Here is a 15,166-nt window from a genome sequence, read left to right on the forward strand (position 1 = left end):
CTAAAAGCCCAAGATTTGAAAGTATGGTATTTAATCCAAAAATTCTAGAAAGTGAGGATACGTATGAGAAATTTATTTAGGATAATCTTTTTTATTCCCAGACTCATTATCAGTATTATCTGGAATTTTTTCTGGGCTATTTTTAGAACGATTGTAATTATTGGAATTGTTTGTTTTGGTTTACTATATTATGCCAATAACAGCAGTTCTCAGTTAGCCAATACGATTTCAACCATTGCCAATAATGTCACAAGTTATTTTTCGGCAAATAGTGATGATATTGCAAATAGTCTAAAAGACTTGTCAACGGATGATTTCACTTATTATTCGGGGGCACGTTGGTCAAGCAATTCTGCCAATGTCTATATTGAGACGACCAATGAAACGTTGATTGAAGCTTATGAGGAAGCTATCAATGCTTGGAATGCCACAGGAGCTTTTACTTTTAATTTGGTTTCTGATGAATCGTCGGCGGACATTATTGCGACTGATTATTCTGATGCTAGCTCAAAAGCAGCAGGTCTTGCAGAGACAGAGACAAATGCTTTGACGAACCGAATTACCCATGTTGATGTGAAATTGAACACTTACTATTTAACGGAAAATGATTATGGCTATACGCATAATCGTATCGTTTACACCGCAGAGCATGAATTGGGGCACGCTATCGGACTTGACCATGATGACGATGAACAGTCTGTTATGCAATCTTCAGGTTCTTACTACGGTATTCAAGATGTCGATATCCAAAAAGTTCAAGAGCTATACGCTTCTTAAACTGACAATAAATCTCGGAAAATCTGCCGAAATCAGCAGATTTTTTCATATTCTCCTAGTTTAACGACTTGTGATTTGGTAAAATAGACATATGATTATTTTACAAGGGAATAAAATTGAACGCTCGTTTTCGGGTGATGTACTTTTTGATAATATTAATATTCAAGTTGATGAGAAAGACCGTATTGCGCTGGTTGGGCGAAATGGTGCTGGAAAATCAACTTTGCTTAAAATTTTAGTCGGCGAAGAAACACCAACATCTGGTGAAATTAACACAAAACGTGATTTGACTTTATCTTACTTGGCACAAGATAGCCGTTTCGAGTCAGAGAATACGATTTTTGATGAAATGTTGCACGTTTTTGATGATGTACGTGGCATGGAATCACGTTTGCGTAAAATGGAAATGCAAATGGCAGAGCTGACAGGTGATGCTTTTGATAAATTGATGTCAGATTATGACCGTATGTCAGAGGAATTTCGTGTCAAGGGTGGATTTACCTATGAGGCGGAAATCAAGGCGATTTTAAATGGTTTTAAATTTGATGAATCCATGTGGCAAATGAAGATTTCGGAATTGTCAGGTGGGCAAAATACACGCTTGGCGCTTGCCAAAATGTTGCTTGAAAAGCCTGAATTGCTAGTGCTAGACGAACCAACCAACCATTTGGATATCGAAACTATTGCTTGGCTTGAAAATTACTTGGTCAACTATCAAGGCGCTTTGATTATTGTCAGTCACGACCGTTATTTCTTGGATAAGGTGGCAACGGTGACGCTTGATTTGACACCACATTCGCTTGACAGATACGTTGGTAATTATTCTAAATTTATGGATTTGAAAGCTGAAAAGTTAGCACTTGAAGCCAAAAATTATGAAAAACAAGCCAAAGAAATTGCCAAGTTAGAGGACTTTGTTCAACGTAATATTGTGCGTGCTTCAACGACAAAACGTGCCCAAGCTCGCCGCAAACAGTTGGAAAAAATGGAGCGTTTGGACAAACCAACGGTAGGGCAAAAATCGGCTAACATGACTTTTCATGCGGATAAAGTGTCAGGAAATGTTGTCTTGACGGTGACAGATGCGGCAATTGGCTATGATAACCAAATCTTGTCAGAACCAATTAATATTGATATCAAGAAATTCGATGCCATTGCCATTGTCGGACCAAATGGTATCGGAAAATCAACCTTGATTAAATCAATTGTGGGTCAAATTCCATTTATCAAGGGAACGTCAACTTACGGTGCCAATGTTGAAGTGGGTTACTATGACCAAACGCAATCAAATTTGACGCGTACAAACACGGTTCTTGATGAGCTTTGGAATGATTTTTCAACGACACCAGAAGTGGAAATTCGTAACCGTCTGGGAGCTTTTCTCTTCTCTGGCGATGATGTCAAGAAATCAGTCAGCATGCTTTCTGGTGGTGAACGCGCCCGCTTACTTCTTGCAAAATTGTCCATGCAAAATGATAATTTCCTTATTCTAGACGAACCAACCAACCACTTGGATATCGATAGCAAGGAAGTTTTGGAAGATGCTTTGATTGATTTTGACGGAACACTTTTATTTGTCAGTCACGACCGTTATTTCATTAACCGTGTGGCAACAAAAGTGCTTGAAATCTCTGAAAAAGGCTCAACCCTTTATCTTGGTGATTATGATTATTACCTTGAGAAAAAAGCAGAGCTGGAAGAAATGGAACGTTTGAAAGCCGAAGAAGCACAGGAAAAAACAGTTGCCATTGTTGAAAAAGCGCCAGCTAATGATTATCAAGCGCAAAAAGCTAACCAAAAGGAACTTCGCAAACTCACACGCCGAATCGCAGAAATTGAAAATCAATTAGAAAACATTGAAGCGCGTGAAGAAGCAATCAACCAAGCGATGTTAGCCACAAATGATGCCGTAGAACTCGTTGATTTGCAAAAAGAACTCGATGACTTGACTGAACAACAAGAAAAACTCATGCTAGAATGGGAAGAACTCAGCGAACAGGTTGAAGGGTGACTTTTTAATGATATGCAGCTGTCTGGGATTGGCAATATGCTAATTTTGGATAAGTTTGCATATCATTTTTTAGTTTTAAAAAAAATCAATAGCAAGCTATTGACTTTTTGTGTCAAAGTTCTATAATAACTATTGGTAAATAGATGAAAATGTCTAGCAAATCTTGAAATTTAGCTAAAAAATTGTTTTGGGGCTAAGTTTTGAGAGGCTTGCTTTTTTGAGTTTGGAGGCAATAATGAACCCGACAAATGCTCCTTATGGCTGGTTAGTCAAACGGATAGCTCATCGTTTGGAACAAAACATGAATAATTTCCTAAAACCGTATAATATCACGATTATGCAGTCATGGGTGTTGATGTTTTTGAAACGAACAGAGAAGTGCTACACTTTTAAAGAATTAGAGAAACAATTTGAAGTGTCTCAGCCGACAATGGCTGGTATTTTGGCGCGTTTAGACCAAAAAGATATGATTATCACAAGCCAAGATGAGAAAGACAAGCGTATCAAAAAAGTTGAAATTTCTGACGAAGGTAGGGCTTTGATTAATCGTTTGGGTGAACACTTGGATGATTCAGAGCGTGCAATTGTGGGGGATTTTACCAAAGACGAGCAGGAGACGTTTCATTTATTGCTTGAAAGAGCTTATTATAATGTTGTAGAAAGAGGTGACGAGAATGATTAAAACTTTACTAGCGCAGGTGAAGGAGTACAAAACGCCATCTTTACTAGCTCCTTTGTGTGCCGCTTTGGAAGTTTTCTTCGACATGTCAATTCCCTTTGTGATTTCGAAATTGATTGACCAAGGGATTCAGGCAGGAAATCTTACGGTAGCCATGAAATATGGTTTGTTTATGTTACTTTTGGCTATTTGTGGTTTGACGACAGGTTTCCTAGCAGGGAAATTTGCGGCGCAGGCCTCAGCTGGTTTTGCTGCTAATTTGCGTGAAGGAATGTATGACAATATTCAAACATTTGCCTTCTCAAATATTGATAAATACAGCACGGCTGGTCTTGTAACACGTATGACGACTGACGTGACAAACGTGCAAAATGCTTACCAAATGATTATTCGTGTAGTTGTCAGAGCACCGTTAACAATCATTTTCAGTATGTTTATGTGTTTTGTGGTTGACCGTCAATTGAGTTTGATTTTCCTTCTTGCTGTTATCATCTTGGCGGCTTCATTGCTGTTTATCATGCGTAAAGCAATGCCTGCATTTAACTATGTTTTCCGTAAATACGATGATTTGAATGCCAGTGTTCAAGAAAATATTTCTGGTATTCGTGTGGTAAAAGCCTTTGTCCGTGAAGAACATGAAAATACAAAATTCACTAAGGCTGCTGAAAACATTTACCGTCTCTTTGTCAAAGCGGAAAAAATTGTTATTTTCAATAACCCAATCATGATGTTTATCATCTTTGCTTGTATGATTTGTTTGTCTTGGTTTGGGGCTCGCTTTATCGTAGCTGGTAGTTTAACAACAGGTGAGTTAACATCACTTCTTTCTTATATCTTTGCCATGATGATGTCACTCATGATGTTATCAATGATTATGGTTATGATTTCAATGAGTATGGCTAGTGCGGAACGTATTTCAGAAGTTCTTAACGAAAAAGCTGACATTGTTAATCCTGAAAATCCATTGATGGAAGTTTCAGACGGAAGCATTACTTTTGACCATGTGCATTTTTCTTACAAACACGGCGGTGGCGAAGAAGTGCTTTCTGATATTAATTTGAGCGTTAAATCTGGTGAAATCATTGGTGTTATTGGTGGAACTGGTTCTGGTAAGACCTCATTTGCTAACTTGATTTCACGTCTTTATGATGTTGATTCTGGTTCAATTAAAGTTGGTGGACGTGATGTTCGCGAATACGATTTGGAAGTTCTTCGTGACCAAGTAGCGGTTGTTCTTCAGAAAAATGTCCTTTTCTCAGGGACTATCTTGGATAACCTTCGTTGGGGAAATGAAAATGCGACAGATGAAGAATGTATGGAAGCTTGCCGTCAAGCTTGCGCAGATGAATTTATCGAACGCTTCCCAGACAAATACAACACTTGGATTGAACAAGGTGGTAGCAACGTTTCTGGTGGTCAAAAACAACGCCTTTGTATTGCCCGTGCATTGTTGAAAAAACCAAAAGTATTGATTTTGGATGACTCAACAAGTGCCGTTGATACTGCAACAGATGCGAATATTCGCCAATCATTTGCTGAAACGATTCCTGGGACAACGAAAATCATTATCGCCCAACGTATTTCAAGTGTGCAACACGCTGATAAGATTTTGGTACTTGATGATGGTAAGATTTCAGGATTTGCAAGTCATGATGAATTATTGAAAACAAATGCTATCTACCGTGAAATCAACGATGTTCAACAACAAGGTGGCGGCGATTTTGATGCGGAAGGAGGTAGCAATTAATGGCTCAAACCAAAAAAGAAATTAATAAACAAGATACGCTAAAACGTGTGTTGGCTTATGTCTTGAAAAATTATAAATGGCGCTTCTTGCTAGTATTGGTTTTGATTTTAGTAACAGCGCTTTGTATGGTACGCTTTAGTTTGTTCATGCAAACATTGATTGATAGTTATATTACACCTCTTTTAGCTGCTAAAAATCCAGACTTTTCAGGGTTAGCACACGCTATTTTTCAATTAATCATTATTGGTATCATTGGTGTTCTAAGTTCTTACACTTATAACCGTTTGATGGTTTATGTTGGACAAGGAACAATGCGTCGTATTCGTATTGATTTGTTCACTCATATGGAACGCTTGCCAATCAAATATTTTGATACACATGCCCACGGTGATATCATGTCTATCTATACTAACGACGTTGATACACTTCGTCAGTTGATTAGCCAAAGTATTCCGCAAGTGGTCAATTCATTCTTTTCAATCGTGGTGACTTTTACAAGCATGCTTATTCTTAACGTGCCATTGTCAATGTTATCACTATTTATGGTTGTGATTTTGTTAACTGTTGCGCGTAAAATCGCTTCGCAATCGTCTAAACATTTCCATAACCAACAAAATGACCTTGGTCGTGTCAATGGTTTCATTGAAGAAATGATGGACGGTCAAAAAGTGGTTAAAGTTTTCAATCACGAAGAACGTGCTAAAGAAGATTTCCGAAAAATCAATCAACAGCTCCGCTATTCTGCCACAAACGCCAATATCTATGCTAATATTTTGATGCCAGTATCAGCTAATATTGGACATATTTCCTATGTACTTTGTGCCATGCTTGGGGCAACTCTAGCACTTCATGGTTATGCTGGATTGACTTTGGGAACCTTGGTTTCTTTCCTAGCGCTTAACCGTAGTTTTACAAACCCGATTACACAAATCAGTCAACAAATTAACTCAGTTATCATGGCGATGGCTGGTGCTGACCGTGTCTTTAACCTACTTGATGCCGAAGTGGAAACTGATGAAGGTTATGTTGAATTGGTAAATGCTACTGAGGACGCTGCTGGTAATCTTCAAGAAGTTGAAGAAACAACTGGTATGTGGGCTTGGAAACATCCACACGAAGACGGGACTGTGACTTATCACAAGCAAGAAGGTCGTGTAACCTTCTCAGATGTAACCTTTGGTTATAACGATGATAAAATGGTTTTACATGACATTAATTTGTTTGCGGAACCTGGTCAAAAAATTGCCTTTGTTGGGTCAACTGGTGCTGGTAAAACAACCATTACAAACTTGATTAACCGTTTTTACGATATTCAAGAAGGTAAGATTCATTACGACGGTATTAACATTCGTAAAATCAAAAAAGCTGATCTTCGTCGTAGTTTAGGGATTGTATTGCAAGATACGCACCTCTTTACAGGAACGGTTATGGATAATATCCGTTACGGACGTTTGAATGCGACTGATGACGAATGTATTGCTGCGGCTAAGTTAGCTAATGCACATGATTTCATTAAACGTTTGCCAGAAGGTTACGATACCATTTTGACAGGTGACGGAAGTAATTTATCTCAAGGACAACGTCAATTGCTTGCGATTGCACGTGCAGCCGTGGCAAATCCACCTGCTTTGATTTTGGATGAAGCAACATCATCAATCGATACGCGTACCGAAGTTCACGTCCAAGAAGGTATGGATGCGTTGATGAAAGGTCGTACAACCTTTGTTATCGCTCACCGCTTGTCAACAGTTCGCAATGCGGATTGTATCATGGTTCTTGAACAAGGACGTATCATCGAACGTGGTAACCACGACGAATTGATTGCGCAAAAAGGTCGTTATTACCAACTTTACACAGGTAACGCCATTAGCGAATAATAGATTTAGACAATCTTTGGAAAATAGCAGAGCTGTTTTTCAAGGGTTGTTTTTTTGTTTTAGGTATATATTTTTAGTTGAAAATGCTAAACTGTCGTGATACACTTTGTTCAAACCAAAGGAGGGTTATCATGGCGAAATCTATTGACATTCGGCGACTTTCAGAGGCTATTTCGGTTGAAAAAGACAATGGAACTAAGGTGAATTATTTCTTATATCCCGAATTTGAAATTCATCAAAATGTTTTACCTGCAAATACCATTCAGGATTGGCATAAGCACCAAGCTATCGAGGAAATTATTGTACCAACAAAAGGAAATGTAACCATTCAAGTTTTGGAAAATAATGCCATAAAGACCTATACGGCGAATTGCGGTGAAGTCTTGCGTGTCAAACAATCCATACACAGAATCATTGGTGATGACAAAGAAGAAACAGAATTTATCGTTTTCCGATTTGTACCGACTGGCAACAACCAATCTGATAAAATCAAAAACGACAAAGTCGATTGCGAAAAATTGGTAAGGGAAATATTGGGGGAGAAGTAAGGTTTAAAGACGCATTTGGCGTCTTTTTTTTACCGTTGTTTTTAAAACGTTTTCAAAGTTTCGGTTAAATAATTTGTGATTTGGGAAATAATATCATATGATGAATGGACTAAGAAAAAGATATTTGGAGGGCAATATGATGAATTTGTCTCAAGAACAATATATAGATATGTATCTTAAAATGCAGCGTATTCGTGAGTTTGATATGCGCATTAATAAGTTAGTCCGACGTGGTTTTGTCCAAGGTATGACGCACTTTTCAGTTGGGGAAGAGGCGGCAAGTGTTGGGGCAATGGCACATTTGACTTATGATGATATTATTTTTTCAAATCACCGTGGACATGGGCAATGTATTGCTAAAGACATGGATTTGAATAAAATGATGGCTGAACTCGCTGGCAAGGTGACTGGTGTGTCAAAAGGTCGTGGTGGTTCCATGCATTTGGCAGATTTTGAAAAAGGCAATTATGGTACGAATGGTATTGTTGGCGGTGGTTATGCGCTTGCTGTTGGTGCGGCGTTGACACAGCATTATCAAAAAACGGACAACATTGTTGTTGCCTTTTCTGGTGACGGTGCGACAAATGAGGGTTCTTTTCATGAATCAGTAAACCTAGCGGCTACTTGGGGGTTACCTGTCATTTTCTTTATTATCAATAATCGCTATGGTATTTCTATGGATATTACGAGAGCGACCAATACACCGCATCTCTACACACGGGCTGAAGCTTATGGCATTCCTGGTTTTTATTGCGAAGATGGCAATGATGTTCTAGCGGTTTATGAGACAATGGGCAAAGCGGTTGACCACGTGCGTTCTGGAAATGGTCCAGCCATTGTTGAGGTAGAATCTTACCGTTGGTTTGGGCATTCGACAGCTGACGCAGGTAAATACCGTAGTAAAGAGGAAGTTGATGACTGGAAGAAAAAAGACCCACTTGTCAAATTCCGTACGTATTTGACTGAAAATCATTTGGCAAGCCATGACGAATTGGATGCTATTGATGCGCAAGTGGTTAAAGAAATTGATGATGCTTACGCATTTGCTCAAAATAGCCCTGAACCAGATTTGTCAGTAGCATTTGAAGATGTCTGGGTAGATTAGGCAGCTTTTTAATCACAAGAGGAGAAAGACAATGACTGAAACAAAACAAATGGCATTACGTGAAGCTGTCAATCTTGCAATGACAGAAGAAATGCGAAAAGATGATACGATTTTTCTCATGGGAGAAGATGTTGGCATTTACGGTGGCGACTTTGGAACGTCTGTCGGTATGTTTGAGGAGTTTGGACCTGAACGTATCAAGGATACACCGATTTCAGAAGCAGCTATTGCAGGAAGTGCCATTGGCGCTGCGATAACTGGGCTTCGTCCGATTGTTGATGTGACCTTTATGGATTTTATCACCATTGCCCTTGATGCTATTGTTAATAACGGCGCTAAAAATAATTATATGTTTGGTGGTGGTTTGAAAACGCCAGTAACCTTTCGTGTAGCCTCTGGTTCTGGTATTGGTTCAGCAGCGCAACATTCGCAGTCTCTGGAAGCTTGGTTAACCCATATTCCTGGTATTAAGGTTGTTGCTCCAGGGAATGCTAATGATGCCAAAGGGCTTTTAAAATCAGCCATTCGTGATAATAATATTGTTATTTTCATGGAGCCAAAGGCGCTTTATGGCAAGAAAGAGGAAGTGAACTTGGATTCTGATTTTTATTTGCCACTTGGAAAAGGTGATATTAAGCGTGAGGGAACTGATTTGACCATTGTTTCTTATGGTCGTATGTTGGAGCGTGTTCTTCAAGCAGCAGATGAAGTAGCAGCTGACGGCATTAGCGTTGAAGTGGTTGACCCACGGACACTTATTCCACTTGATAAGGAGTTGATTATCAATTCGGTGAAAAAGACTGGGAAGCTCATGTTGGTTAATGACGCTTACAAGACAGGTGGTTTTATTGGGGAAATAGCTGCGCTGGTTACGGAAAGTGAAGCTTTTGATTACCTTGATTATCCGATTGTACGTTTGGCAAGCGAAGATGTGCCAGTACCATACGCACGTGTTTTAGAACAGGGCATTTTGCCAGACGTTGCTAAGATTAAAGCAGCCATTTATAAAATGGCACGCAATGGTCGTGATGCCTAAGGGAGGTGTTTTCTGTGGCAAATGAAATTATTATGCCAAAGCTTGGTGTGGACATGCAAGAAGGGGAAATTCTTGAATGGAAAAAAGCTGAAGGTGATGAGGTCAATGAGGGTGATATTCTGCTTGAAATCATGTCTGATAAGACCAATATGGAAATCGAAGCTGAAGATTCTGGCGTGCTGTTGAAAATCGTTCATCCAGCAGGTGATGTCGTAGCTGTTACCGAAGTTATTGGCTATATCGGAGCAGAGGGTGAAACTCTTGTTGATTCTGTGGTTGAGAAACATGTTGAACAGTCAGCATCAGCTCAGGAAGCGAAAGCTCAACCGTTGCAAACAAGCACAGTGCCAGCGATTTCCCAAAAGACGTCTGAAACTGGAAAAGTCCGTGCTACGCCTGCTGCTAGAAAGTTAGCACGTGAGCGTGGTATTGACCTTGAAAAAATCACTGGCAGCGGTGAAAATGGGCGGATTCACAAGGAAGATGTGGAACAATTTAGTAAGATTCGTGTGACGCCACTGGCTCGTAGGATTGCAAAGGACAAAGGTGTTGACCTTGAGACACTGGTGGGAACGGGTGTTTCTGGTAAGATTACCAAGGAAGATGTTTTAGCAAGTCTAGGTGATGTTGCGCCGCAAAAAGAACAAGCAGATGTAAAAGTGACACCGCAAGCAGGCGCTTTGGCTGATGTTACGGCTGCAAGTGACGGCGTTGAAGTCATTAAGATGTCTGCTATGCGTAAGGCAATTTCAAAGGGAATGAGCCATTCTTACTTTACAGCACCGACCTTTACGCTTAATTATGATATTGATATGACGAATCTGATTGCCTTGCGTAAGCAACTCATTGAGCCAATTATGGCAAAGACTGGTTACAAGGTGACCTTTACGGACTTAATTGGGCTTGCTGTGATTAAGACCTTGATGAAGGAGGAACACCGTTTCCTTAATGCTTCTCTGATTAACGACGCTCAAGACATCGAACTACATCATTTTGTCAATCTTGCAATCGCTGTTGGGCTTTCTGAAGGTTTAGTGGTTCCTGTGGTTCATGGTGCAAACCAGATGAGTTTGTCAGACTTTGTGGTAGCATCAAAAGATGTGATTCAAAAAGCACAAGCTGGTAAATTGAAAGCAGCTGAAATGTCTGGCTCAACATTCACCATAACGAACCTTGGGATGTTTGGAGTGAAGTCGTTTAATCCGATTATTAATCAACCAAATTCGGCAATTCTTGGGATTTCAGCAACTATTGAAACACCCGTCGTTCATGACGGTGAAGTGGTTATTCGCCCAATTATGGGAATGAGTTTGACCATTGATCACCGATTAGTTGACGGAATGAATGGTGCAAAATTCATGCTAGATTTAAAAGCGCTTCTTGAAAATCCGCTAGAATTGCTAATCTAAAGTAAAAAACGTGGGCGGTGACATAGGTGACTCGGTCATCTTTAAAGCCTAATGTTGACAAATAAATGATATAGTCGGTTGCTTGGGTGAGAGCCGCCCAAAGCTGACTGAGAAACAAAAGAATTTTCTGAAGGGAAAACGTAAAATGGCAGTAGAAATTATCATGCCCAAGCTTGGTGTTGACATGCAAGAGGGCGAAATTATTGAATGGAAAAAAGCGGAAGGTGAGCATGTTCAAGAGGGCGATATTCTGCTTGAAATCATGTCTGATAAGACGAATATGGAAATCGAAGCCGAAGATTCTGGCATGCTTTTGAAAATTGTTCACGAGGCTGGTGATGTTGTTCCTGTGACAGAAATCATTGGCTACCTTGGTGCTGAAGGTGAAGTTATTGACGAAGTTGCGCAAGTAACACCAGAACAAGCAGCGGCAGACTTAACCGCAGCAGGCTTGGAAGTGCCAAAGGCGGTGACGGCTGATGTGACTTCTGAACAAAAAGCTCCACTTGCAGCTGATGAGTATGACATGATTGTGGTTGGTGGTGGTCCTGCTGGCTATTATGCCGCCATTCGAGGTGCGCAACTCGGTGGCAAAATTGCTATCGTTGAAAAATCAGAATTTGGTGGCACGTGTCTAAATGTTGGCTGTATCCCAACTAAAACTTATCTCAAAAATGCCGAAATCCTTGATGGACTAAAAATTGCTGCTGGTCGTGGTATTAATCTGGCTTCAACTAATTACAGTATTGACATGGATAAAACCGTTGAGTTTAAAAATTCCGTTGTCAAAACATTAACGGGTGGCGTTCGTGGTCTCTTGAAAGCTAATAAAGTAACCATTTTTGACGGACTGGCTCAAGTCAATCCAGACAAGACAGTAACGATTGGGTCGCAAACGATTAAGGGACATAGTATCATTTTAGCAACTGGTTCAAAAGTATCACGCATTAATATTCCAGGTATTGATTCAACGCTTGTTTTGACTTCTGATGATATCCTTGATTTACGTGAAGTACCGAAATCACTAGCTGTCATGGGTGGCGGTGTTGTTGGGATTGAGCTTGGACTGGTTTGGGCATCTTACGGCGTTGATGTGACCGTTATTGAAATGGCAGACCGCATTATTCCAGCTATGGACAAGGAAATTTCGCAGGAATTGCAAAAAATTCTGACGAAAAAAGGTATGACCATTAAAACTAATGTCGGAGTAGCCGAAATTGTTGAGAAAAATAGCCAGCTTGAGTTGACGCTAACCAATGGTGAGACAATTCAAGCAGATAAAGCTCTTCTATCGATTGGACGTGTTCCCCAAATGCAAGGTCTTGAAAATCTCAATCTTGATATGGAAGGTAATCGCATCAAAGTCAATGCTTACCAAGAAACGTCAATATCTGGTATTTATGCTCCTGGTGATGTCAATGGTCAAAAAATGCTAGCGCACGCTGCTTATCGTATGGGAGAAGTGGCTGCTGAAAATGCTCTACGTGGCAACCATCGCAAAGCCAACCTCACCTACACACCAGCAGCGGTTTATACTCACCCAGAAGTAGCTATGGTTGGAATGACAGAAGAGGCTGCGCGTGAGCAATACGGCGATATTTTGATTGGAAAATCAAGCTTCACAGGCAATGGACGAGCTCTTGCGTCTAATGAAGCTCAAGGTTTTGTCAAGGTCATCGCTGACAGCAAGTATCATGAAATCCTTGGTGTGCATATCATTGGACCCGCAGCAGCAGAGCTTATTAATGAAGCGGCAACCATTATGGAAAATGAATTGACCGTTGATGACGTTGCCCAAGCGATTCATGGACACCCAACTTTTTCTGAAAATATGTATGAAGCTTTCCTTGATACCATTGGCGAAGCTATTCATAACCCACCGAAGAAATAAATCAAAAGTATGCTCTAAACATGGTTTTAGAGCATACTTTTATATTTGAAACAGTATACTTAATTTTCAGAAAATTCTGTAATATCAGTTGACGCTTGCATGAAAATTTGCTAAAGTAATAGTGGACAGGGTATGGAAATACTTTGTTCAATTTTTTAGGGAGGAAGCCTATGAAAGCTATACGCTGGTTGCTTCCCCTCAGTCTTGTCTTAATGTTCTTATCACTAAGTATTGGGGCAAGTTCACAATTTTCCTGGCTTAAATTGTTTCAAGGGGAAGAGGTAGCCTATCAAGTCTTTTTTGAATCACGCCTACCTAGAACCTTGGCAATCGTTTTGGCAGCGGGTGCCATGAGTTTATCAGGTTTGTTGATGCAAACCATCACACAAAACAATTATGCTGCGCCATCTACTGTTGGGACTGTCGAAGCAGCTCAACTTGGCATGCTAATCTCACTTTTCTTTTTTCCAAAAGCAAGCTTAGCTCAAAAAATGAGTTTTGCCTTTATCTCTTCAATGTTAATGACTTTATTTTTTATCAAAGTCGTTAGAAGATTGCCTTTTAAGGAAAAATGGATGTTACCACTCGTTGGTCTCATTTATGGTGGCATGATTGGAGCAGTAGCAGAAATGATTGCTTACCGCTTTGATTTGGTACAATCAATGACCTCGTGGACACAGGGTTCTTTTGCTATGATTCAGACCAATCAATACGAATGGTTATTTCTTAATCTGATAATTGTTGTTGGTATCTGGCGTTTTAGTGAAAGTTTCTCGATCATGAGCCTTGGTGAAGAAGCAAGTACAATGCTCGGTCTGCCCTTTTCTCAAATGGAGGCAATAGCGCTGTTTTTGGTTTCTTTAACCACAGCGGTAACAATGATTACAGTAGGTTCTCTTCCTTTTCTTGGCGTGATTATTCCTAATATCGTCCGTCATTTTGTTGGGAATCATTTGAAAAAAAGTAGGCGACTTGTTTTTTGGAGTGGGGTATGTTTGGTCTTGGCGTGCGACATTTTAGCTCGTCTCATTATCCGTCCTTATGAACTATCGGTTTCAGTAATATTGGGCGTTTTAGGCTCTGCGATTTTCATTTGGATGTTATGGCGAGGTGACGTCTATGACTAAGAAAAATCCCTCATCAAAACGCATTATAGCTGTTCTATTTGTGCTTGCTGTTGTCTGTTTTTGGGCTTATTTACTTCCCGTTGGAGGGTCGTTGTTGCCTTTTGTTATAAAGCTTCGCTTGAAAAAATTGTGTGCTTATTGTCTTGTGGCAATAAGTGCTAGCTTAGCAACGATTAGCTTTCAGACAATAACTGGTAATCGCTTTTTAACGCCGTCAGTTTTGGGGTTGGAAAATCTTTATGTGTTAATGCAATCGACCTATTTATTTTTCTATTGGCATTGGTCACAAGAAGAACCCAATGCTATTGTAGAATTTATCATCGTCTTAGCGATACAATTGATTTTCTTCTTTTTTCTCCAGCCTAGTATCAAAAAACTCTTGGAAAAAGGTTTTGGAACAATTCTGCTGATTTGTATGTCACTAGGAACGCTTTTTCGCAGTTTATCAACCTTTATGCAGGTCCTCATGGACCCTAATGAATATGATAAACTTCAAAGTAAACTCTTTGCTTCTTTTCAAAATGCAAATAGTGATGTCCTTGTTTTAGTAGCTATTCTGGTCCTTTTTACGGCTATCTGTCTTTATCGAAAAAGTGCAGAGCTTGATGTTTTTTATCTAGGAAGAGAGACAGCAACCCTCTTAGGAATTGATGTTCCACATGTGCAACGGCAAGTGTTATGGTTTGTTGTCCTGTTAACATCAGCTTCAACGGCAATGGTAGGACCATTGACCTTCTTTGGATTTATTGTTGCCAATCTCGCTTATCAAATCATGCCTGATTCTAACCATAAAACCTTATTTACAGCAACGAGTTTGCTTGGTTTTATTATGTTAGTTGTAGGACAAAGCATTGTGGAGCGTTTATTTAATTATAGTGTGACGATTAGCATGGTCATTGAATTTTGTGGTGGTGGCTCTTTCTTCTATCTTTTATACAAGGAGCGAATAAAACCATGAT

General features: G+C 39.8%; 11 protein-coding genes and 2 pseudogenes. All 13 read left to right on the forward strand.

Annotation, left to right across the window (positions count from 1 at the left end; all coding sequences use genetic code 11):
* Nucleotides 1–63 precede the first annotated feature (63 nt).
* A complete protein-coding gene (locus BTR42_RS04950; RefSeq protein ID WP_009853974.1) occupies nt 64–777 on the forward strand; it encodes a matrixin family metalloprotease in 714 nt (237 codons plus the stop codon).
* A gap of 91 nt (nt 778–868) precedes the next feature.
* Complete coding sequence (locus tag BTR42_RS04955) at nt 869–2,788, forward strand: ABC transporter ATP-binding protein (protein ID WP_077496654.1); 1,920 nt, start codon at nt 869–871, stop codon at nt 2,786–2,788.
* A gap of 235 nt (nt 2,789–3,023) precedes the next feature.
* The gene (locus BTR42_RS04960; RefSeq protein ID WP_074656875.1) at nt 3,024–3,470 is read left to right on the forward strand and encodes a MarR family winged helix-turn-helix transcriptional regulator; all 447 of its coding nucleotides are present in this window, start codon (nt 3,024–3,026) and stop codon (nt 3,468–3,470) included.
* Nucleotides 3,463–5,214 (forward strand): ABC transporter ATP-binding protein, encoded by a 1,752-nt coding sequence (locus BTR42_RS04965; RefSeq protein WP_074656878.1) that lies wholly within the window; start codon nt 3,463–3,465, stop codon nt 5,212–5,214. Before BTR42_RS04960 ends, BTR42_RS04965 begins: the two co-directional genes overlap by 8 nt.
* Nucleotides 5,214–7,091, forward strand: a complete 1,878-nt coding sequence (locus BTR42_RS04970) for an ABC transporter ATP-binding protein (protein ID WP_012961810.1) — start codon at nt 5,214–5,216, stop codon at nt 7,089–7,091. The genes BTR42_RS04965 and BTR42_RS04970 overlap by 1 nt, the downstream gene beginning before the upstream one ends.
* A gap of 131 nt (nt 7,092–7,222) precedes the next feature.
* Nucleotides 7,223–7,639: a cupin domain-containing protein gene (locus BTR42_RS04975; protein WP_012961811.1), complete on the forward strand. Its 417-nt coding sequence runs from the start codon at nt 7,223–7,225 to the stop codon at nt 7,637–7,639.
* A gap of 136 nt (nt 7,640–7,775) precedes the next feature.
* Nucleotides 7,776–8,744, forward strand: coding sequence for a thiamine pyrophosphate-dependent dehydrogenase E1 component subunit alpha (locus tag BTR42_RS04980; protein WP_014620029.1), 969 nt, complete (start codon nt 7,776–7,778; stop codon nt 8,742–8,744).
* Between the two features lie 31 nt (nt 8,745–8,775).
* Nucleotides 8,776–9,780, forward strand: a complete 1,005-nt coding sequence (locus BTR42_RS04985) for an alpha-ketoacid dehydrogenase subunit beta (protein WP_003064327.1) — start codon at nt 8,776–8,778, stop codon at nt 9,778–9,780.
* Nucleotides 9,781–9,833: 53 nt separating this feature from the next.
* Nucleotides 9,834–9,962, forward strand: a pseudogene (locus BTR42_RS13025) (biotin/lipoyl-containing protein); the annotation flags it as partial.
* A 189-nt stretch (nt 9,963–10,151) separates the two neighbouring features.
* A pseudogene (locus BTR42_RS04990) lies at nt 10,152–11,189 on the forward strand (dihydrolipoamide acetyltransferase); the annotation flags it as partial.
* Nucleotides 11,190–11,334: 145 nt separating this feature from the next.
* A complete protein-coding gene (gene lpdA / locus BTR42_RS04995; RefSeq protein ID WP_077496658.1) occupies nt 11,335–13,080 on the forward strand; it encodes a dihydrolipoyl dehydrogenase in 1,746 nt (581 codons plus the stop codon).
* A gap of 170 nt (nt 13,081–13,250) precedes the next feature.
* Nucleotides 13,251–14,207 (forward strand): ABC transporter permease, encoded by a 957-nt coding sequence (locus BTR42_RS05000; protein ID WP_012961816.1) that lies wholly within the window; start codon nt 13,251–13,253, stop codon nt 14,205–14,207.
* Nucleotides 14,200–15,165: an iron chelate uptake ABC transporter family permease subunit gene (locus BTR42_RS05005; protein WP_009853985.1), complete on the forward strand. Its 966-nt coding sequence runs from the start codon at nt 14,200–14,202 to the stop codon at nt 15,163–15,165. Before BTR42_RS05000 ends, BTR42_RS05005 begins: the two co-directional genes overlap by 8 nt.
* Nucleotide 15,166: the final 1 nt, after the last annotated feature.

This window comes from Streptococcus gallolyticus subsp. gallolyticus DSM 16831 (assembly GCF_002000985.1).
Taxonomy (GTDB): Bacteria; Bacillota; Bacilli; order Lactobacillales; family Streptococcaceae; genus Streptococcus; species Streptococcus gallolyticus.